At 41.2% G+C, this 21,772-nt stretch carries 15 protein-coding genes; 7 read left to right on the top strand and 8 right to left on the bottom strand.

Features of this window, described 5'->3' with window-relative positions; translation table 11 throughout:
* The 3 genes from DPF91_RS09690 to dndA all read right to left on the bottom strand — a co-directional run.
* A partial coding sequence (locus DPF91_RS09690) for a transposase (protein ID WP_206355536.1) occupies positions 1-207 on the bottom strand: 207 nt, incomplete at its 3' end.
* Between the two features lie 50 nt (positions 208-257).
* Positions 258-1,064, bottom strand: coding sequence for a restriction endonuclease (locus tag DPF91_RS09695; protein ID WP_117234232.1), 807 nt, complete (start codon positions 1,062-1,064; stop codon positions 258-260).
* Between the two features lie 2 nt (positions 1,065-1,066).
* Positions 1,067-2,191 carry a cysteine desulfurase DndA gene (dndA, locus tag DPF91_RS09700; RefSeq protein ID WP_117234233.1) on the bottom strand — a complete coding sequence of 375 codons (1,125 nt, stop codon included), beginning with the start codon at positions 2,189-2,191 and terminating at the stop codon, positions 1,067-1,069.
* A gap of 114 nt (positions 2,192-2,305) precedes the next feature.
* Here dndA and dndB point away from each other — a divergent pair, with 114 nt between their 5' ends.
* The 4 genes from dndB to dndE are packed head-to-tail and all read left to right on the top strand — an operon-like array spanning position 2,306 to position 7,711.
* Positions 2,306-3,400 (top strand): DNA sulfur modification protein DndB, encoded by a 1,095-nt coding sequence (dndB, locus tag DPF91_RS09705; RefSeq protein ID WP_117234234.1) that lies wholly within the window; start codon positions 2,306-2,308, stop codon positions 3,398-3,400.
* Positions 3,401-3,420: 20 nt separating this feature from the next.
* Positions 3,421-5,382 (top strand): DNA phosphorothioation system sulfurtransferase DndC, encoded by a 1,962-nt coding sequence (dndC, locus tag DPF91_RS09710; RefSeq protein WP_117234235.1) that lies wholly within the window; start codon positions 3,421-3,423, stop codon positions 5,380-5,382.
* The gene (gene dndD, locus DPF91_RS09715; protein ID WP_117234236.1) at positions 5,382-7,352 is read left to right on the top strand and encodes a DNA sulfur modification protein DndD; all 1,971 of its coding nucleotides are present in this window, start codon (positions 5,382-5,384) and stop codon (positions 7,350-7,352) included. Before dndC ends, dndD begins: the two co-directional genes overlap by 1 nt.
* Positions 7,349-7,711, top strand: coding sequence for a DNA sulfur modification protein DndE (dndE, locus tag DPF91_RS09720; protein WP_117234237.1), 363 nt, complete (start codon positions 7,349-7,351; stop codon positions 7,709-7,711). Before dndD ends, dndE begins: the two co-directional genes overlap by 4 nt.
* 49 nt (positions 7,712-7,760) lie before the next feature.
* Here dndE and DPF91_RS09725 read toward each other — a convergent pair whose 3' ends face one another.
* From DPF91_RS09725 to dptF, 5 genes are read right to left on the bottom strand one after another with little or no spacing between them, the layout of a single operon-like run.
* Positions 7,761-8,201, bottom strand: coding sequence for a GIY-YIG nuclease family protein (locus DPF91_RS09725; protein WP_117234238.1), 441 nt, complete (start codon positions 8,199-8,201; stop codon positions 7,761-7,763).
* The gene (locus DPF91_RS09730; RefSeq protein WP_117234239.1) at positions 8,201-9,859 is read right to left on the bottom strand and encodes an ATP-binding protein; all 1,659 of its coding nucleotides are present in this window, start codon (positions 9,857-9,859) and stop codon (positions 8,201-8,203) included. The genes DPF91_RS09725 and DPF91_RS09730 overlap by 1 nt, the downstream gene beginning before the upstream one ends.
* A 58-nt stretch (positions 9,860-9,917) precedes the next feature.
* A complete protein-coding gene (gene dptH, locus DPF91_RS09735; RefSeq protein WP_117234240.1) occupies positions 9,918-15,002 on the bottom strand; it encodes a DNA phosphorothioation-dependent restriction protein DptH in 5,085 nt (1,694 codons plus the stop codon).
* Positions 14,983-16,323: a DNA phosphorothioation-dependent restriction protein DptG gene (dptG, locus tag DPF91_RS09740; RefSeq protein ID WP_117234241.1), complete on the bottom strand. Its 1,341-nt coding sequence runs from the start codon at positions 16,321-16,323 to the stop codon at positions 14,983-14,985. The genes dptH and dptG overlap by 20 nt, the downstream gene beginning before the upstream one ends.
* Position 16,324: 1 nt before the next feature.
* On the bottom strand, positions 16,325-17,914 hold the full coding sequence (dptF, locus tag DPF91_RS09745) for a DNA phosphorothioation-dependent restriction protein DptF (protein ID WP_117234242.1): 1,590 nt from the start codon (positions 17,912-17,914) through the stop codon (positions 16,325-16,327).
* Positions 17,915-18,481: 567 nt separating this feature from the next.
* On the opposite strand from dptF, the gene DPF91_RS09750 reads away from it, so the two are divergent.
* The 3 genes from DPF91_RS09750 to DPF91_RS09760 are packed head-to-tail and all read left to right on the top strand — an operon-like array spanning position 18,482 to position 21,764.
* Positions 18,482-20,134, top strand: a complete 1,653-nt coding sequence (locus tag DPF91_RS09750) for an ABC transporter substrate-binding protein (RefSeq protein ID WP_117234243.1) — start codon at positions 18,482-18,484, stop codon at positions 20,132-20,134.
* A gap of 42 nt (positions 20,135-20,176) precedes the next feature.
* On the top strand, positions 20,177-20,878 hold the full coding sequence (mpaA, locus tag DPF91_RS09755) for a murein tripeptide amidase MpaA (RefSeq protein ID WP_117234543.1): 702 nt from the start codon (positions 20,177-20,179) through the stop codon (positions 20,876-20,878).
* A gap of 10 nt (positions 20,879-20,888) precedes the next feature.
* A complete protein-coding gene (locus tag DPF91_RS09760; protein WP_123766761.1) occupies positions 20,889-21,764 on the top strand; it encodes a serine hydrolase in 876 nt (291 codons plus the stop codon).
* Positions 21,765-21,772 lie beyond the last annotated feature (8 nt).

Genomic DNA, 21,772 nt, shown 5'->3' on the forward strand with positions numbered 1-21,772 from the left:
TACACTCTTGGAACTCTTTCCATTTCGGCTGTTATTGGATTTAGAAGGTTGGTGTTTTTCATAGCCAAGATGCTCATCCATTTCAGCGTTGAGAGCAGCCTCAACAGTGATCTTTTTGAGCATCTGACTGAATTCAGTTAAGTCTTCGGGAGTTTTAATTCCCTTTGCAGCTTCTTTAGCAAAAGCTTCAAGTGCTTTCTTATCCATGTGCCTATCCTTAGCCATTACGGCTTTAAGTTTAGACAGTTACACAGAATTTAAGACAGTCTCATAAGGTCAGCATCAAAGTCATAAATCTCAACTTGTTGCTTTTGAATACCGATGCCTTTTTCAATAATTGTTTCCGCTAATTGTTCACCATCAATTAGAACGATAGGAACGCAACCTGGCTTGAATGAAACCTCTTGGGCTTCTTTTGTAAAGCTGCTCGTCGTTATAAAAATTCCTTGCTCGTACTCACCGGTAATGTCGCCTCGAAACTGAGAAACATCCGGACGGCCAACTTTACTGTTTTCAGCATACCGTTTACATTGAGCTGCAACTCTCATCTCTGCAATGCCAATTTTCAAAGCTCCTTTCACATCAATCCCACCATCTCTACCAACAGAGGTAACATTCATACTTTTAAAGCCATACCGGTTTAAAAACAACTCACTGAACTCTTCAAATTCACTTGGAGTTAAAGCCCTTAGGTAAGAAAGGATTTCAGCTTTACACTTCTCTTTTTGTTGTGCAGCCAACTCAAAAATTTGCTCAGCACAATCATCGCTTTGAATTTCTTCAGGAGAAGGTTCTTTTACTTCATAACCTACTGAAAACTTGCGGTACTCATCCAAAAGCTCATACTTTCCGTTTGTATGCTTATAAAAATACCTTTCAGCATTCATTTTTGTAAACGCTTTGTTCTTAGTGTGTTTATCCATTGTCACGCGAAGAACTTCAACCGGCTTCTTTGCCCCAAAAACATATAACTGCTCATCAACAATCGCTTCATAAACTTCAGATGCAGTTGCTGGTTTTTGGAGAGAGTTTAATGCCGCTATAGCAGCTTCATAAATTTTCATCACTACAAGTATTGTTTAATCTTTTCAATAATTTCCGCTAATGGTAACTCTTTTGTTTGATAACACCAAGACATACGAATCGCACTATCGATACGATCTTCATCCAGCCCCATAGCAGTTAGAACATGACTAGGTGTGTAGCTTGAAGAAGTACAAGCAGAACCATTTGAAACAGCAACAATACCCTTTAAAGCAACCATAGCAGCCTCAGAGTTAACTTCTGGAATAGAAAAATTAAGTACATGTGGTGCAGTATTTTTTCCATTAACCTCTATTCCAATCTCAGATAAAGCACTCAAAGCTTTATCTTTTAAAGATTGGCAATGTTGCGACCAAGCATCTGAATACTTTTGAGATAAAGAACATGCTTCACCAAGCCCTGCAACTAATGCGACAGGTAGCGTTCCCGGCCTCAAACCTCGCTCTTGCCCGCCACCAAACATCAATGGTTGTAGAGGAACCTTTTTAAAGCCTCGGCGCTTAACAATAAGAGCTCCAATACCTTTCGGGCCATACAACTTATGACCACTTATACTCATCATATCAACACGGCTATGTTTTAAAGGTTCACTGTACTTCCCAAAACCTTGTGCAGCGTCCACATGGAAATATGCAGTGTGGTTTTCTAAAACTTCACAATACCCGGAAATGTCCTGAATAGAACCAGTTTCATTGTTGACATGCATAATGCTCACTAAACAAGTATCGTCTCTCAAGGACTCTGCTAATGACTCTTTCGATACCAGTCCAGATTCGTCGCAATCTAAATAGGTAACATCGAACCCTTCTTTTTGAAGAACTTCAAATGGTTCTAAAACCGCTTTATGCTCAATTTTAGTGGTTATGATGTGTTTTTTGTTTTGGCTATTTGCCCATGACTTCAGACCTAAAATAGCAATATTATTGCTTTCAGTTGCACCACTAGTGAAAATCACCTCATTCTTCCCAGCTCCAACAACATCCGCAACTTGTTGCCTTGCTAACTCAGTAGCTTGCTTTGCCCTTACACCAAATTCATGAGTTCGACTTCCTGCATTTCCGTACTCTTCGAACATATATTTACTAACAATTTCAGCGGCCTCTGGTGCTATTGGAGTTGTTGCGTTGCAGTCTAGATATGTAGTCATTGGAAAGCCTTAACAAAGTGGGAGACATTGGAATCTGAGTAGCGTATAGTACACGCCATTGTTCGTACGAACAAATCTCATTGTTCGTAAAAACACCAATAAATAGATAATGATATGACTGATGTAATTTCGGGAACTTCATTCCCAGCCATAAAAGGCATACAAGCAGATACTGAATTCTACACGGTGATGTGCCCCCTAAAAAGGCTTAAGCGCATATTTACATTTGATGAAAGTACACTCCCTGTAAATGAACGTGCTCAAAGGATATTAAACCCGGAACGAATCCCTGAAATAAGCAACTATATCCTTGAGAACCGAGATAGTTATGTATTTTCAGCTTTAACTGCATGCATTGACGGTGAAACAGGCTTTGTTCCAATCGGGCCAGGTAAGCATCAACAGAAAATAGGCACATTAACTATTGATGACGATGCTGAAGTTTACATTACTGACGGTCAGCATCGTAATGCCGCAATTCAAGAAGCTTTGAAGCAGGATCCATCACTTGGCGAAGAGAACATTTCAGTTGTATTCTTTGTTGGAAAGTCTTTACCTGAAAGACAAAAAATCTTCAAAGATCTAAACTTATACCCCGTAAAAACCGATAGCTCTTTAAGTATTACTTACGATGGAAAACCCGATGCACTTCTATCTAAAAACGTCGTATTCGAGAGCAAAGTACTTTCTAAACTAATACACATGGAAAACAGCAACTTAGGCAAACGATCTAAGAAACTGGTAAGCCACAGTGCGCTAAACAAAGCGACGAAAGAACTATTCGATGTAATTGACGAAAGTTCATACGAAAAGCAGGCAACAATTGCTCGCGAGTTTTGGGAACATTTAGTCGATATGATACCGGCTTGGAAACTTGTCTATAAAGAGCAAGTCTCAGGCGGTGAAGTAAGAGAAGAATCCATTCATGCATACTCCGTTACTTTCCAAGCATTAGGCATCGTAGGCAATTGGCTACTAAATCACGATCCTTCATGGAAAAAGACAACCGAATCGCTCAAAGATATTGATTGGTCACGAAGTAATAAAAAAGACTGGGAAGGTCGATGTGTTGTCAATGGTGCAATGAGGAACTCCTCCGTTGCTATGAAACTGACAGCAAATAGGATCAAGCACTATTTATCTATACCTCTAAGCTCGAAAGAAAAAGCTGAAGAAGACAAATTCAACCAAGCGAAGCGAAACAAGTAAGCCCCCGGGTAAATTAAATTATGACAGTAAATACTCAACAAGCACGTTATTCTGCATTTAACGAGCTTGGGTTCAAAGAAACAATCCAACGCTTAGTTGCCAAAACAAAAGAACTTTACCAAAAGGATGATATTCCTTGGGTTATAGGTTATAGCGGCGGTAAAGATTCAACAGCCATACTTCAAATTGTTTGGAATGCAGTATCCGAACTGAAAGAAGAAGGAAAAGCGACTAAGCCTGTTCACGTCATTAGCACCGACACATTAGTCGAAAATCCAATCGTAGCTCTTTGGGTTGATCGTTCTCTTAAACAAATGCAGAAAGCAGTTGATGAACAAGAACTGCCTATTCATCCTCATCGTCTTACACCAAAAACTGAAGACAGGTTCTGGGTTAACTTAATTGGTAAAGGTTACCCTGCACCACGCTATAAGTTCCGTTGGTGTACAGATCGATTAAAGATCAGCCCTTCAAACACATTTATTCAGGATGTTGTTAAAAAGAACGGCGAAGCGATTTTAGTACTAGGTACTCGTAAACATGAGAGCACAGTTCGCGCTGCGAGTATGGAGAACATAGAAAACCGCTCAGACAATACTCGTAAAGATGATGGATTAAACGTAAATACTCAGCTTGATCGCGTATGGGTATATACACCCGTGGAAGATTGGACAAATGATGATGTTTGGTCTTTTCTAACCCAACAGAAAAACCCTTGGGGTTATAGAAACACAGACCTCTTAGGTATGTACCAAGGTGCTACTGACGGTGGTGAATGTCCTCTTGTCGTTGATAAGTCTACTCCAAGTTGTGGTGACAGCCGTTTTGGTTGTTACGTATGCACTATGGTAGGGGAAGATAAGTCTATGGCAGCAATGATTGCTAATGACGAAGAAAAAGAGTGGATGTTACCACTGCTTGCTCTGCGCAATGAGATAGACATCAATGACTCTAACAAAGACGCTAAAGCCAATAAAATCGCGAGAGATAAACACAATCGCGACTTTAGAAGAATGAATGGTAGCCTTACCGTTCATATCAGCATGAAAGAGTTCAGCGAACAAAAAGATCTGGCTGATAGTGAGGATATGTTTGAGTTGTTAGCTCAATATGAAGATAACACCGATTTTAAGTACGAAAATTTACCTGCTGATATTGTTCGTGGTCCTTATAAACAGACCTTCAGGGAATCAATGCTTCGTAAAGTTCTGCAAGCTCAGATGGAAGTTAGAGAGTGCGGACCATCTGATGTTAAAAATCTAGAGCTTCTAACACTTGATGATCTAGAAGAGATTCGCCGTATTTGGGTTGATGAAAAAAATGAGGCGGAAGACAACGTTCCTCTAATCTATCAAGAGGTCACAGGAAAGAAATATGACGGTGCGCCTAGAGCTTATAGCCCCGTTGTTAACCACAAGATTCTTAGCCAACTCAAAGAGTTTTGTGCAAAACATGACGACCCTGACGAACTTAAGTACCAACAGCTTAGAACGCTGCTTTCTATTGAAGATAGATATAAGCACCAACTGAGAAGAGCTAAAATTTCAGATGACTTAGAGTCTGCTATCGACAAGGGTGCATTTGAGAGCATCGATCATGCTCGTCGCTTTGCGTTAGACAAAGTGAAAAATGAAGCACTCGTTAAACTGAATCGCCTTCAAACTGTTGGACATGAACATGAGTTCTTAAAGAATCTAGCTTCAAACCTTCAGATTCTGGATGCTAAGAAAGAGATAAGTAAAGTAAAGAAATACAAAGCTTATTACGTTGAGCTAACTTCAGATAGCCACCAAGCTGACGAAGCATTCACATTAGAAATTAAATTAGTAAATGGCCTAACTAAACTATACGAATATTATATTTATCAAATTGATAAATCTTTTGCTCTACTAGATCGCAAAGCTCAAGAAACCCTCGAAATGAATAACCGTAATAACAAACTATTGTCTGCCGACAACTTAATTGCAACGGGAGACAAATAGTGATTTTTGAACAAGTAACGCTCAACAACTTTGGTATCTACCAAGGCGAACATATCGTAGATCTTAATGTCACAGACCACACTAAACCTGTTGTTTTATTTGGAGGGTTGAATGGTGGAGGAAAAACGACGTTTCTAGACTCTCTTCAGCTAGCGCTATACGGGAAAAACGCGAAATGTTCTAATCGTGGCAAATTGTCGTACAGCGACTATCTAAAGCAAGCAGTCAATAGATACAGTGAGAACAAGTCCGCCTCTGTAGCCTTGTCTTTCCGACATACTCAAAGAACCCAGACCAAGCGATACGAAGTCATTCGCTCATGGGAGGCTACTGCTAACAAAGAAATCACGGACAAAGTTCAAGTTCTAGTTAATGGAGAACTTGATAAACTGTTAACGGATAATTGGAACGACTTCGTATCCGAATTTATTCCTCAAAGCATGTCAGAGCTGTTCTTTTTTGACGGCGAAAAGATTGAAGACTTAGCAGATCCAGTTCGCTCTGCACAACTACTAAAAACAGGTATTGAAGCTCTCCTTGGGTTAGAACTCTTCACTCAACTATCCAAGGATCTAAATAGCCAAAAGCGTCGTCGTCAAGAGCGTAACTTAGATAGCACTGCGATTAAAAAAGTTGAAGAGCTCAAGCAAAGAAAAGAACTTCTAGATAACAACCTTCTGGGTATCGAGAAAAATATTCAGAACATGCTAGATGAAGAGAACGTTCTAACAGACCAACTAAAAGACATCGAAATTCAAATGCAAACCTCTGGTGCTAACTTGCTGGACGATGTTAACGACATTCAACTTGACCGAAGAGCAATTACTTCCCAATTAGAAGCAATTGATCACAACCTTATCAAGCTGGCTGCGGGGGCTATGCCGTTGTCTCTTGCTCAAACTTTACTGCAAGAGACAAAACAGCAAGCTCTATTAGAGGATGAGGTTACTGGTTTTGATAATGCACAAAAGCATATCAAAGCAAATAATGACGAACTAGTTAAACGCTTAAAAGCTACAGCTACTAACGATGTTGCTGCGCAAGTGGACCAGTTACTAAACTCTATATGGAAAGAGTCTAAGGATAGCTTAAGCCAAGAAAAGTATCTAAACACTAACCCTGTAATATTTGACTTTGCCGAAACCGCAATAGAATCAGATAAAACAGAGTGTGAGGAACTAATAAAGCAGAAAAAAGAGCTACAAGAAACTCTAGCTCTATTAGACAAAAAGCTTGATGCTGTTCCAGATTCAGAATCTGTTAAAGAACAGATTAAGGAAAAAGGTAGAATTGAAGCGTCTATTGCTCATTCGAAAACAACCTTAGACTCTCTCATGGAAGAGATGGCTTTATGTAAAACTCAAATAAATGAGAATGAAGCACGTCTAGATGCTACTTTGATCCAACAAAATGCTGAAGACTTTGAAGGTAAACGCAACGAACAAGTCGCCGAACATCTCGTCGAAATGAAAGGCATTGTGGATGCATTCAAAGCGCAACTTATTAAAGAAAACATTGCGACATTAGAAAAGCGTATTAAAAGTAAGTTTGATTCTCTAGAGAGAAAATCTGAACTGGTCGCAAAAGTTAAGATTAACCCAGAAACGTTTAACTTAACTCTTTTAGGCTTAGACGGCTTAGCTTTAGATACTAAACGTCTTTCTGCAGGTGAACGCCAACTATTATCTGTGGCTATTCTTTGGGCATTGGCGGAAGCATCAGGAAAAGAAATTCCAACTATCATCGACACCCCTATGGGACGACTAGATGGTAAGCATAGAACAAAACTTGTTGAAAACTATTTCCCAGAGGCTGCTGGTCAAGTCATTCTCCTATCAACCGATGAAGAGATCGCTGGACAGTACTACAAAAAACTAAAACCTTCAGTAGCGAAGGAATATCACATTAGCTATGAAGAGGCAGTCAAAACATCAACTATTACTAAAGGCTACTTTGGAGAGTCAGTATGAGCATTGAAACCGTTCGCTTATCAGAAAAAGCCAAAGGGCAACTTATCACAGTAAAAAAGAACACCAAAATCGATAACTGGAACGTACTTTGTCGTTGGGCATTAATGCTTTCCTTGAAAGAGGAAAGTATCCCACCACATGAAGACATCGTTACTAATAGTAATGTTGAAATGACATGGAAAGTATTTGGTGGTGAATTTTCAGATATCTATTTAGCGATACTGCGTCAGAGAATAAAGACCGACTTTGGGGAAATAGATGAAGATGAACTCAATTATCACTTTAAGCTTCATCTTCACCGTGGGGTATCATACTTATCTGGAAATAGCAGATCTATAGACTACTTAATTTCACTATAATTATATTATATGCACCATACTGTTAATTCTTTAACGTGGTGCATTATATTCAAACTATATATTTTTTGAGTTCAGGGATTATTCTTGATACATAGTCTTCAATTTCACCCCAAGCATAAAACTTTCTTGGCGCTGTTTTTTCAGTGTCAGATAAAATATAGAACCGACCACCACACAAAGATGGCTTCTCAGAGAAGTAGCAATGAAAGGTATGTTCTACAGCCTGAGTAATTGACTTAGAAGAGTATCTTTTAACTAAAGAGGAAACAATCCCACCTACATATATAGAGTAAAAGCGCACACTCCCAAGCTCCCATTCATCTTCAAAATATTTAAGTCTAGGAGAAAAATTTGTTTTGTTAGACAAATGATCGGAAAATCGTTTTACTGGATGGCCCTGTGTTTCTCCAATATAAACGTATTCTTTATATTGAATAATATAAACATATGGGCCTTTGACAGGCCCATCAAATAGACAAATAACTTCCACTAGTTAAATATATCCTGATTACCTGACGCCCAGTTTTCCATGTTATATGAAGCAACGCGGTGGTACTTCTCGAATACTTTCAAGATATCTGCGTGCTCTAAATCATGTAAGTTTTCTTCTGTCTTTTTCTCACCTAAAGCCAGGGAATAAAGTAGCCCTTCTATAGCCACTCTTGTTTTATCTCCTTCAGGTAAAGATGACAATATAAGCTGATAGAATAGGTGATTTTTATTAATTCGAATATAAACACCTTCAACTTCATCGTATTCAGACTTAAATATCACACTTTTAAATATTGCATCTGTATATCTTATTTTTTTAAAAGATCCATCATCGGAATCATTGATTTTATTATCTTTCGGTGCCTCATTACTTTCATAAGAACCACCTTCATTTTCATTTTTTTTTGACTCTTCATTATTCTTTTTACGACGAGCTTTTTGCTCTTCTTTATTAACTGGTGAATAGTCTATATCAGGGTCTTCTTCTGAAAATACCTCTAGTGTATCATTCGTCTTCTTCCCCTCTTTTTCACCGTTTCGCCCTTCGATGATACCACATAGCGCTCTCGCTGATTCAGCTTGTGATAATGGAACCCTACATGCAAGTTGCAAACTATCTAAAAACTGCTCGGATAATTCAAGGTTCTGCTTTGAAACATCAACATGTAAGACTTCATCATGTGCAGTTTCCAGTGAAATCGTAGCTCGGAAGTTAATGTCATCTCGGCTTGATATTCCCAGACCATCCCCCCATTTAATTAGTCTTCCATTTCTAAAAATAAAGAAACCGCTATTCTTTCTACTTATCTCATAAGATTTTATTGCACTTCTTTCATCTTCTGAAAAAGCTGCATTTTTCTTCATTGAATCTTTAGGGAAGATAACTGCTCTTACTTTTATAGATGGAGCCCCAGATATCTCAATCTCTCTATCCAACGCCAACTTAGGCGTAATACCATCGTACTGATCTGGGTCAAAAGTGCCTGTACAGTCATCCCAAGACAAGATATCTCTCGGTTTAACGGCTTCTATACCGTTGTTACATATGATATTTAATTTAATTCCATGTTCCTTTATTAACTCGCAGTACAAAACACCGAGCCTTTCTCTTAAATGCTTAAGTGTCTTGTTGGCAGAGTCATGAGGTGTATTGATTTTAGTAATTTCGACTACTGTGCCGTTTTCATAATTACTTAAAAAGCTATCATTAGAATCTATCGATTCTATACAAGCTCCATACACACCCTTATCTTTTATAATGTCTCGATCGACATAATGACGATTGCTATATATACCCTTTTGCTTAGAGTAAACACTTACCCGTCGCCCAAGAGAGAAACCGGCACTCTTCAGGCCAAAGCCATATTTTGACAAACTATTTTTCTTGTATATTACATCAGAACCGAGGTCTAGAGCTTTCTCTAAGCCAAGTTCATCCATACCTATTCCATTATCAATTACGCGAACTGAGATAACTTTGCTTTTTTCTCTCGTTGTTGCTCCGTCGGTAAGTTCCAAAACAATATCAATATGTGTAGCTTCCGCTGCAATCGAATTATCGACAAGATCCTCAATTGCAGCGTGAAAAGTGTATCCAATCTTTGAGATACCTTCACATATGCGGTCAGCGTTTTGTTTCCTTTCTACAAATGTCATTTTTCAACCTACTATTATATTTTGTACTCTAATTTAACAAAAAGTTTGGTAGCAAATACTATTGGATGATCTCCCAGAATGCCCGGTCTCTCATTGGGAGTATTTTCTTCGCTCCATCAATGTATAAGCTGTAGTGTTTCTCTAGCTTATTGATGGTTTCCATCAGCTTCTCTTGCTCAGCTTTTTCATTGACACCAAACATGGCTTTCAGCTCTTGTGGGCGAATCTTCGCGACGCGGTGAATTACCCATGTAAGTACGTAGCTTGAGTAGTCGTTTTCACCAGTTTGGAAGTGGGTGATATCTTGCGTAGAAAGAATCACACCTACCCCATATTCACGACCTTCCTTCAAGATCTTACGTAAGCTTGGGAAGTTCTGAGACATAAAGTTGTCGGCTTCATCCACCAAGATCATCTTAGTAATTTGACGGAAATCGCCCTGCACTTCTGGCTTACCCTTCTTCTGCATCTGTGAGTAGAAAAGGTCTAACGTAAGTGCAACTACAAGGTTTTGGATCTCTGATGGGTAACCCGCTAGTTCAACCACTGTGATGCCATCCACCAAGTCATAAAGGCTCATGCACTTGGTGTTGTCGTCTTCAAAAATTTCTAGCTCGTACAGGCTCTCAAGTGCCGCATATAATGAATCTTCATCTGGGTCTGTTTCAATGAACAAGTCCCATACTTGTGAGATTGTCGGGGCTGGCTTTGACCAAGTGCTTGGATCTGCTTTGCGGATACCCGCTAACTCATACGCTTCACCTACTAGCTTACGCAAACGCAGTTGTTGTTTTTGCCCTAGGCCAAACGCTTTACCCATGGTTTCAGAGAAACCACGCGCGGTATGTACTGGCAACATTGGCGTATCACCAAACAAGCTCAATGGGTTGTACGGCAGTTTGTGAAGGTTGAACTTCTTACCTGCAGTCGCTTGTTGGAACTTATCGTCTACATAATCGGATTTATAGTCGAAAATAAGCATACCAATAGGCGCACCGTTTACGTTGTCAGCTTGGTTGCGGTAAAGCTGAGTGATCACCGACTTGGTAAACTGAGTTTTACCCGTACCCATGGTGCCGATAATACCGGTATTGGTATTCATGAATTTGGCAGTATTGGTTGGCTCCCAGTTCAGTGGTGCTCGTGTTAGCGCATTGTGGCCAAATAGCACGTTTAGGTTACTGTTAACCTCAACCTTCATAGGCTCAACTGCTGGCACTACTTGCTCTTCAACAGCAGGCTGTTCAGGCTGCGCTGATTCTGTAGTCTCAACCTCATCAGATCCCACCACTACAGGCTGTGATTCAGCTTCAGGGAGTTGTTCTAACCGAGTTTCACCATTTAGCACATACTCACTTGGCACGTGGCAAAGTTTCACTACATCTAATTCGTTCAACACTTCTTGCAGCGGAGTTTCCACCAAGCCAGGAAGTAGCCCCATTGGTAGATCAACTTTTAACACCCCTTCCAGCATTTGGTAGTCAGGTTGTAAACAGCCAGCCCCTTCAAGGTGGCTAACCACAAAGCCTTCTGGGTAATCTGCGATTTGGCCCAGTGAATAATCACCTCTTAGCCACTCTTCTTTGTTTGCCAGCAAAGTGTCGAAGTAATCATCAGCGAACACCTTGTATAAACGATACTTATCAACTTGCATCAAAACTTGGCGCATGAACAAACCACGGTATAACTTGCTCGCTAAGTCTTTGTTGCCAAGTAAGTCTTGGCTTAAGTAACGCAATAGCTCTTTTGATTGTTTAACGGCTTTGTTGTAATTCGGCACCGAGCCCGTTTTCACTTCGACAGGTAGCAAGTACATGTCTTGGTCTTTGAAACCAACCAGCAATACATCGTCAGAAATTTCGCCTTTCTTGTAACCTTGAACGTTACGGGAGAACTCGCTGTCAGACATCTTCAGACCAATATTACCCGATACTCGAATCATCTCGGCAACAGACAGCGGCACCCACGTAATGTCTGAACCATGGACTAGGCTAGTCACAAACTTGTAGGCACCAATCACGCCTTTGCGCTCTTTATTGATGGTTGGCGCGCAAGTCATCATTTTCAACAGCCAATCACCGTTGAACGCGTTGAACTCATTGATTTGGCCACCATCACCTTGCTTGATGACTTTTTCAAACAAACCGCGCTGAGCAGTAACAGTGATTGCATCGTAGCTAGAAGAGCTGGTGTACTGATCTGAATAGTGAATCAATACTACGTCTTCATTACTGTGGAAGAAGTCTAAGGTCACTTTAGGGTCAATAATGGTCGTCCAGATAGAGCTATCGTATGAACGTTCAAGTAAGCCTTTAAAGTCCTCACTGACTGCTAAGGCAACTGCATTTGCACCGTGATATTGAGTGTTCGATTTGAGTGCTGGCTTCAATAGAGCGCCAACATACTTCGCCATCATTAAGTGTGGGTGGTCTTGGTAGTCCGTACCTTTCAAGCCAAAGCCCGTAAAGTACGAACCTGATTTACTTTCAGAAGCATCACCCGTTAGCAGGCCATCACATGCAATGCCTGATGCCATGTCTTCTATCGCAATATCTGAACAATCAACCTTGTCGTTATTACGGAAGAAAGAAAGGTGCGCGTAAGACTGGCCATCTTTTTCAGCCTGCGCATTCGTGAACTTACTGTACGTTAGACGAGTACGAAGGATATCGATAATAGTATCGGCAACCTCACGCACTTTACCCTTGTTAAGCTCTAACCACTCTTTTAGTTCATCGTAATTGGCTGTTTCTGCGAATCGGTCAAACGCATTGAACGCCAGTTTATCGTCATACAGGTTAATGTGAATTGATGCTGACTGCTCTTGATTGCTACGGATGTAATCCACCAGCCCCATAAACAGCTCTTCAGCACTGTCTTGATTCACCGCATTAACGATAATGCTCTTCTCAGAACCAGTGAATAGTTGGCTGAATGCAGTTTGGAACTCATCGATTTTCTCTTTTACCAGCTTACGAACGAACGTAAGAGAACTTTTCTCTTGAGGCACGCTCTTGATCCAAAACGCGTTCTCTTTCACCTGCTGGTTGTAGGAAAACTCATGTTTAGGATGGTAAACATATGGCAGCAAACCTTTTGGCGACAAGCGTTCAAAGGTAACATCAGGAAGCTGAGCAAAGCTCTTATCATCACGAATCGCACCTCTTAGGTTGAGGTAATAAGCCAAAATCAGCGGATGGAAAGGCGAGTAGTACTCTTCATCTTCAGATTGAACCAATCCGATTTTCAGCGCTGATTTTTGTTCTTTTGTCAACATGCTACCCGTTGGGATTGCTTCAAAGTACGCTAAGCAAGCATCAACTGTATTTTGGACGAGTGTTGTAAACTCATCGCCCCAAGACGCCAACGATGGCGTACTACGGCGCTGCTCAAGGTAATCAAAAAGCTCAACATAAGAAGAGTGAATAGCCTCATCAATCGCTTGCAGGTCATCAAGCTTAAGCGCACCCAAGTCAGCAATAGAAACAACTTTTTGGTTGATGAACTCTTCTTCCCAACGAAGCAGCTTTAAACGAACACCTGGTACAACGAACTCACTATTATCGATACCCACTTTGCCTTTTTGAGAATAAAACTCGCCGTTATATTCATCTTTGAAAAGCTTGTGATAACGACCTCTATTAAGCAGTAAAGGCAAACTCAATGAATCAGTCGCTACTGCACCTTCAACATTAAACTTAAGCTGGTTATCACCTGATTTAACGGCAAAATCTATTTCGTCAGCTTCATTGGCAAGTGCTTCAAAATCCACGAAGGCGTAATCTGCAGCATCGACAACCTGCTTGGCATCAAGCAGTGAACATGCGCTGCCTTCACTGTCTCTGATTTTCAGTTTGTTCTCTTCCATGTTCAAGGTTAAACGCTGCTTCGCTGGTGCAGGCTCTACCAAGAAGATGTTTTTAAATGGCTCAATATAGAACTCGCCTTTACGAACCACTAAACAACGGAAGTTATAAACCTCAGATTTGTTTTCGCGCTTCAAAGCCAAGTTAAAAAACAATGGCTCGTGCTTATAGGTACCTTTTAAGCTAGCTCGTGTCGTTTTTAGACCGTTAAGTGTGGTAATCACTTCCTCGTTGTTGAGCGCTTTTGCAGGCTGAATTTTGAATTGGCTTTTCTCAAGATTACTCGCACCTTGGAAGATCAGCTTCAGTTCAAACTCATTTACATCTTCATCTAACTCGATGATTAAGTGGCGGTCACGCATGCCCGCTTTGGTCTCTGCACGGTTACGAGCCGTGATGGTCATACCGTCGCAAGCCTGCTCTTCTTCAAGAACTAGCTGCTGCTGAGCATTGCGCTTTTTCTCTTGTAGGAATGCTTCGAGCTCAACGTCTTTCCATGCATCCGTTTCTGAGAAATTCTCCTTAATAAACTTCTCGCCGAATGATTTCAAGCGGTCTTGAAGCTGACCACCAAAGTGTTCAACCTCAAAAGAGAGTTCTTCGTAAAGTGCACGGTTGTCTTCTAGGCGTTTTTTAATTTGCTTAGGATTGCCGCTCATTTCAGCGACAAGAGGATCTTCAAACATACCCAATTCATTGAAGCGCAAGTCACCGTCTTCAACGGCTTTGTATAGAGACTCGAAACCAAACATGGTTGCGCCATCTTCTAAAATGGCATCGAATTGATCATCAAGCAGGCAATTTGACACATCGCGCCCTTTGTCTTGCTGATCAATTAATCCTTTCATTGCGGCTTTGATCTTTGATGCGCTCCAAACCTGCCCCACTTGAGCTAAGTCTTCTGCAGAGTTTATCAAGGTGTCCAGCAAGCTATTGTGGATCACAACTAGCGCGCAGCCTTTTAAGTAGCCAGATTGACTCGCCACTTCATCACGTAGATGAGAGATGTAGTTTTCAGTAAAGCCTTCGAACTCTGCTGGGTTTTCGCTATGAATCACAGGCACGATTTTACAGCCTGAAAGTTCAATGAATGGCAATTTGATATCGTTAGTCGCATCAATACTGTTTTCAGAATGAGCCGTCATCGCCTCATACAAGCGCATGCTATTTTCATTATCTGGCGACTTAAACTGATAACGGAAACCTGCCTTAATGTGTGTTTCAGCATCCGCTAAAAACTGCTCTACTAGAAAGGTCTCAAATTGTTTTACGGACATAAACTGCGTCTCCACTATCACTCATGCGCTCTACGTTACCAATGCGCTCATAGAATTTAATTAGTTCTTGTTCTGTTTGTTTATCAACGAAAATCCCACGTTGCTCAAAGGCTGTGATCAGTTCGTGGAAACGGAGTTTGTCCTTTTCTCCAACAACAAGGTTGGTCAATAAGATGATGTAGTCTTGGTTGAGCACTAATACTCGACCGCTGCGGCCTCGACTTTGAATGAAGTGAGACGCTAAGTACTTCTCTACTTCTGACACATACTTCTTGTTGATATTGAAACGCTCACCAAAGCTAAACTGTGCGGATGCGAGCTTCATTATGTTACCGAGCCAGTCGAGCGCCAGTTCTGATTCATCTAGAGCTGTGTCTAGATTACGCTGTGACTTAAACGCTCTGGCAAAGTTTTCTAGTTGTTCTTTTAAATGCGTCGACTTCGACTCTTGAATACCCTTCGATATTTCCCACAGAGGTACTTTTATCGCGCTTTTATCACCAGCCCCCGGTTGAAGCAGCTCGAGCATCATCAGCATAGGCAACAGTCGAGTGGCTGACTCATTAAACAACTTATAACCATGATTCTTTATATGGGTGCGTTCGTTACTGGCACGCTCATGATCCATAATGAAATATAAAGGCTTAGCCACTGGCTCTTGACCACTACGCCAATCAGTTATCGCTAAACTCAGCTGCGCGGTGTATGCGAAACCATAAAAAGACAAGAACGACTCAATTTCACTAAGCAGATACTTAGGGCGACTTGCCAAGAATTTCAGGTCGTCACGGAATGCTTTCGAAAGATAAGGTAGATACGGTTTCTCGCTCGCTTGCAATGACGAGTCAGACTTCATTTTTCCGCGAAGCGTAGAAAGCATTTCACGTTCAATAAAGTTTAATTTGGCATCAAATTCTTCTACACGCATGTTCTGAAGTAAATTGGTGTACATAGAAGCAACACGTGAATCACCTGCTGCAAATTCACCTTTTTGAGCACGGAACAGAAGGAGTTCAGGGCTCACAGTAAAGATGTCTTTGTTTTCAAAATACATCTCTTTTAGCACTTGCCAAAACTCTTCTTCACCAAGCTTTTCTTCAAACGCACTTTGGCAATCGGCTACAAACTGTTCGTAGCTATAACCTTCAACCTTTTTACGCAGAAGCCCGCGCAAAACCAAACCGATGACAGCATCAAAATCAAAATCATTGCCTTTAGTTCGAATAGGTAAGTAGCTGGTTAGGCTGTTTTTATTCGGCACGCCTTCCGCAGTTTGTGGCAGCGATTGATTAAATGGTTGGGTGTAATTGTCCATTGTCATTTTATAAGCCACTCACTTCGAAATATTCATCATCTTCATTCACGATCTTGTAGCGTTTGTCGTTTTTCAGAATAAACAGAGTATTCTTTTCGTTCGCTACCGTGATGATCTGCTCTATTACTTCATCCAACAAAAGTACGGCATTTTTGTCATGCTTGTTCGGACGGTACCCTTGGTTGATTTTATCCAATAACTCCAACAAGTTAATACTTATCGGCATTGGCAGAAGTGAATGATCATCAACTCGAATATGAGCGTTAAATGAGCCAATCTTGCTCACCTCTTGGGTTTTAATCGATGAGAAATCAGGTTTCACTTCAAGTTCAGCCGCTGTTTTAAAGCCGTTGTATTCAGATATAAAGAACTGGTCTTTATCAAGTGATGGCGAATTGCGGTTACAATAGCGGTGTACAGCCGCAATGAGAGTGTCTTTATAAAACTTATTCAGTTCTTTTTTCTGCTTTCCAGAAAACTCGCTATGAAGTAGCCAGATGTTTGCGTATTGCTCAACCAAAGAGTTATCAAAGTCTGCTTTCAGCTCATTGATGTAGCCATTCGCAAATTGCTCTTCGTCTTTCAACAGGTAAACCATGCGCAAGTATGAAGCTGCGGTGAGCACATCAAATACACCCTGTGCTTTCACCTGATCTTTCAGTTTTGTAAAACCGTCATCTTCAATACCCAAACCAAACTGAAGAACAAACTCATCTACTTTGCGAGTGTGGATATTGCTTGGATCAAAGCTTTGAATATGCTCTAAAAGCTCGTTATCTGAGCCAGAGAATAGGTTGTCGAACAGGTAATCATCGCCCGCTAAGATCTGGTAAACAAAGTCCAATAGCGCTCGCGCCGTTAGGAACTGATCTTTGATTAAGCGAGCTTTCAGTAACAAAGAAATAATATTCTTTTGCACAGATTCCAGCCCCAGCAAAGCATAGTTTGCCGTGAGCTTGCTATGACCTAGTTTTTGCACTTCACTGTCATACAGTGCGTAAAAGGGGTTATCTAGCGTTGACTCAGTCAAGCGAGCTAGAAACTTAGCTGCAAAGTCAGAAGTGCTAACTTCATGGCCCAGCGTAAATTTCGGGTATTGCTCGAAATCTAAGAAAATGTGGTTCGTTGGAATATCGTCCGTTTTGTTTTCCAAGAACGCTTTTATAGAAACTTTAATATCGTCATGTTTCTCAGCACCTTCCTCAGCATAGTTGCCTAACATTCCGATATTAATGCCAACAACAAGTGGCTTTTCATTTCCTTTGAACTGTGAGAATCGCTCATCCAACGCATTAATTGCGGTTTGATTTGGATTAAAGCTGTGTGTCGCATCAAGATGAAACTCATGTGTCGCTTTGTGCTTCTGGCTGTATTGAGTCAGGATCTCAGACTTACCGTCACCACTACTACCACACAAGAAAATGATATCGTTGCTGTGAGAAGACAATAGCTCCTGTTTAAAATCAACTTCAATATCAGTAGTGATATATACATGGCTCTTATAGTCAGCCAGAAGATCTTGATTTTGCTCTCTTTCTGTACTTACCGCATAAGGTGAAGACTTGGAGAGAATGCTGAGGGCGTGTGCTAAATTCAAGGCTATTTCTCTTAAAACATTGATTAAGTGGACGTAATTTATAGAACCGCATACTATCAAATTATTGAAACAAGCTAAACTTGTACGGGGCCAATTTAACAAATATGAATATGCAACTATGGACCATAATACTACTCATACAGTAGTCAAGCTTTGATATACTTAAAATTTTATTTAATTGAATCAAAAGTTAAGCATTTGAGTGAGTCAAAAAGCACATTTCTGAAAATCTGATAATAGCTAATCTTTATTAACTCATTCTTATTGCGGTTGTTCTTGTAACACTGACCATTTCACGCCAAGAGAGTAATAGCTTCCACCGCCCCCTAATTAACTGATACTCATTACATTTTTATCGTCTTGTCTGCATATCCAACTTTTTTAATATCTACAACTAATGTAATCTAACTTTCGACTCTACAAAGCTAATAACGTTGATTGGATGGTTGATAGAATTCTTATCAGCCCACTTTCAACAATAAACAGAGTCACTAATTTAATGGATTAACACCTAGATTTGCTTGCTCATTGATACAGCAGATTGGCTAAATAAAAAGGTTCACAAGGATGTTTAAAAGCAATCGTTTTAACAACTCTTTTTCCAAAAACAACAGCTTCCAAAAATCTCTTCTTGCTAGCTTGGTAATCGCTTGCCTGCCAGCAACTGCCGCAACAATTCCAGACAATGTAACGCTTGCTGACGAACAACACATCGTTCGCGGTAATGATGCTGAAGTCGCAACTCTCGATCCGGCCAATGCCGAAGGTTTACCAGAGATGCATGTTATTCGAGACATCTTCGAAGGCTTAGTGATTCAAGACAAAGATGGCAACGTGATTCCAGGTGTCGCGACCTCTTGGGAAACGTCTGACAACCAGACGTTCGTATTCAAACTAAGACAAGATGCTAAATGGTCTAACGGTGAACCCGTTACGGCGCACGACTTTGTGTACAGCTTAAAGCGCGCCATTGATCCGAACTTTGCCTCTGCAAACGGTTGGTATCTTAAACTGACAAAAATTGAAAACATCGATGCGATCATTGATGGAGAAAAGCCTGTCGATACTATTGGTGTAAAAGCGCTGGATGATTACACCCTTGAATATAAGCTAGAAAGCAAAGTCCCCTACTTTGTGGCGATGACAGGCCACACTTCGATGATGCCGGTACCTAAATCAATAGTAGAAGAACACGGCAGCAAGTGGGTATCCCCGGACCACATCGTTTCTAATGGTGCATTTACCCTAGATAAGTGGGTGGTCAATGAGCGTATTGAGCTCAAGAGAAACAATCAATACTGGGATGCGAATGACACTGTTCTCAATGCAGTGACTTACATCCCGTTCGAAAACCAAACTGCCGCGATGACTCGCTACAGTTCGGGTGAAGTTGACATCACGTCAGATGTACCTACTCAGCTAGCGCCTAAGCTGCAAAAAGAACAAGCCGATGCGTACAAGGTTGTCCCACTACTTTGTACCTACTATTACGCCTTCAACACAACCAAAGCACCGTTTAACGATGAGCGTGTTCGTAAAGCAGCGTCGTACACTATGATGCGTGACATCATCACCGATGGTATTACTCAAGTAGGTAATATTCCGGCTTATACCTTTACTCACAAGTACATTGCAGGCTTTGAAGCAACACAACCTGAATACGCGAGTTGGACTCAACAACAGCGTGATGAAAAGGCTCGCGAGCTATTAGCAGAGGCGGGGTATGGTCCAGAAAATCCACTGAATATGAAGCTTCTATACAACACCAGTGAAAACAACAAAGCGATTGCGGTTGGTATTGCTTCGATGTTCAGCAAGAACTTAGGGGCAAAAGTAGAACTAGAGAACCAAGAATGGAAGTCATACCTAGTTGCGCGCAGAGCGGGTGAGTTTGACGTGATCCGTACTTCTTGGTGTGGTGACTACAACGAGGCTTCAACCTTCCTGACTCTGTTAACATCAGACAGCGATGGTAACTACGCGTTCTATAAGAGCGATAGCTACGACAAAGCGATTGAAAATGCGCTAAGTGCGACTTCAGAATCGGAAAGATTTAAGTACTACGACGAATCAGAGGCTATCCTAAGTAAAGACATGCCAATCGCACCGATTTACTACTACATGCAAGCTCGCTTAGTTCGTCCAAATGTAGGTGGCTTCCCAACCAATAACGTAGAGGGACGTATCTACTCAAAAGACTTGTATCGTATTGCAGACTAATGTCGGTGTGACTCGTTATTTGAGAAGATTACCTCGATGGATATGAAGCAATTACGTACGCGCTCTGAACGCGCCTCTTTCGAAGTCAATCCAGTCAAATATGGACAATCCGTATTAGGTGCCCCATTACTCTATTTTCCCGCCCAAACGGGTGAGGAAAATAGAGGGCTTATCATCGCCGGTACTCACGGCGATGAAACAGCTTCCATGGTGGCACTCTCTTGCGCGATTCGCTCTATTCAAGCTGGAACGTTAAAACACGATGTTGTGATTTCAGTCAACCCTGATGGAAACCAACTAGGCACGCGTGCAAACGCCAACCAAGTCGACTTAAACCGCGCTTTTCCAACCACAAATTGGAATTCTAGTGATGAGGTCTACCGATGGAGTACCAATAGTGACGTCAGAGACGTGAAAGTCAGCACTGGCTCAGAGTTTCCCAGAGAGCCAGAAGTGACTCACTTAATCGAGCTAATAAACGAGAGAAAGCCAGAGTTTATTGTCAGCTTTCACGACCCACTCGCCTGTGTTGATGACCCTGACAAAACCGAACTTGCCCACTGGCTTGCGAGTAAGTTTAACTTACCTCTGGTCGAAGACGTAGGCTACGACACTCCAGGATCGTTTGGCACTTGGTGTAAAGAGCAAACGATTCCGTGCGTGACCGTCGAATTCCCACCCATTTCCAATGATGAAGCCATCGAAGACTATCTTTTACCGATGGTTGAGTTGCTACAAAAGTAATAGGTAAATCGTGACCGATTTAATGCAAAATAACACCGTATTACCTGAAAATAACACCGACTTTGACACCTATAGGGAGGAATTCGAAGCTGACAATATCGGGCTCTACCTCGCCAGTGCCCATACTCCGGACAAACCGATTGTATCGATTAATAGTGATTTTAGTTTCTATCCTGCAAGTGTATGTAAGTTGTTCTACTTAGCTTGCTTCTATGACAAGGTGCAAAACCGAGAACTTGAAGCCGATGATGAAGATTGGCGCGCAATCCATAACATGGTTGCTCAGTCTTCAAATGATGCAACGGGTTATATTCTGAACCGTCTTTGTGACACTTCAACGGGAGCAAAGCTAAAGGAAGCAAAACTGCAACCATGGTTGGAGAAACGAAAAACTGTCCAGAAATGGTTAGCGACCCACTCCCCGAACATTCCTCAAGATCAATATCAGCTCTATCACTCTACTTTCGATGAAAGCCCTTATGGCAGAGATAAACAAGCGAGAGAGGTGCTTGGTGGAAATCTGGTCTCCCCCTTTGCCTGCGCTCAAATGATGGCGAGTATTTTTGAAGAAAATACCTTTCAGCCCGAATATCAACAGCAAATAAAGCAACTGCTTTCCAAAAACAATGGAGACAACCGATTCGCTGCAGATGGCTTTGACCAAGTTACTCCCTTTATCGGAGGTGCTCTACCTGAAAATGCTAACTACTGGAGTAAAGCGGGTTGGACATCATCTGTGAAACATGAAACCGCTTATATCACTCTGAACAAACAAGATTCTTACGTTGTTTCAATATTCACCAAAGGTGAGGAGTTAGTAGAAGATGAGTATCTGTTTTCAGAACTAACCCAACGCCTATTGGCATCTTTAAACGCTAATGGATGAAAATAAAC

The organism is Vibrio maerlii (assembly GCF_003415655.1).
Classification (GTDB): Bacteria; Pseudomonadota; Gammaproteobacteria; order Enterobacterales; family Vibrionaceae; genus Vibrio; species Vibrio maerlii.

Coding starts and splice junctions, on each gene's coding strand:
- dndA (WP_117234233.1), bottom strand. CDS start 2,191: ATGACTACATATCTAGACTGCAACGCAACAACTCCAATAGCACCAGAG.
- dptG (WP_117234241.1), bottom strand. CDS start 16,323: ATGACAATGGACAATTACACCCAACCATTTAATCAATCGCTGCCACAA.
- dndE (WP_117234237.1), top strand. CDS start 7,349: ATGAGCATTGAAACCGTTCGCTTATCAGAAAAAGCCAAAGGGCAACTT.
- dndB (WP_117234234.1), top strand. CDS start 2,306: ATGACTGATGTAATTTCGGGAACTTCATTCCCAGCCATAAAAGGCATA.
- dptH (WP_117234240.1), bottom strand. CDS start 15,002: ATGTCCGTAAAACAATTTGAGACCTTTCTAGTAGAGCAGTTTTTAGCG.
- DPF91_RS09750 (WP_117234243.1), top strand. CDS start 18,482: ATGTTTAAAAGCAATCGTTTTAACAACTCTTTTTCCAAAAACAACAGC.
- mpaA (WP_117234543.1), top strand. CDS start 20,177: ATGAAGCAATTACGTACGCGCTCTGAACGCGCCTCTTTCGAAGTCAAT.
- DPF91_RS09695 (WP_117234232.1), bottom strand. CDS start 1,064: ATGAAAATTTATGAAGCTGCTATAGCGGCATTAAACTCTCTCCAAAAA.
- DPF91_RS09730 (WP_117234239.1), bottom strand. CDS start 9,859: ATGACATTTGTAGAAAGGAAACAAAACGCTGACCGCATATGTGAAGGT.
- dndC (WP_117234235.1), top strand. CDS start 3,421: ATGACAGTAAATACTCAACAAGCACGTTATTCTGCATTTAACGAGCTT.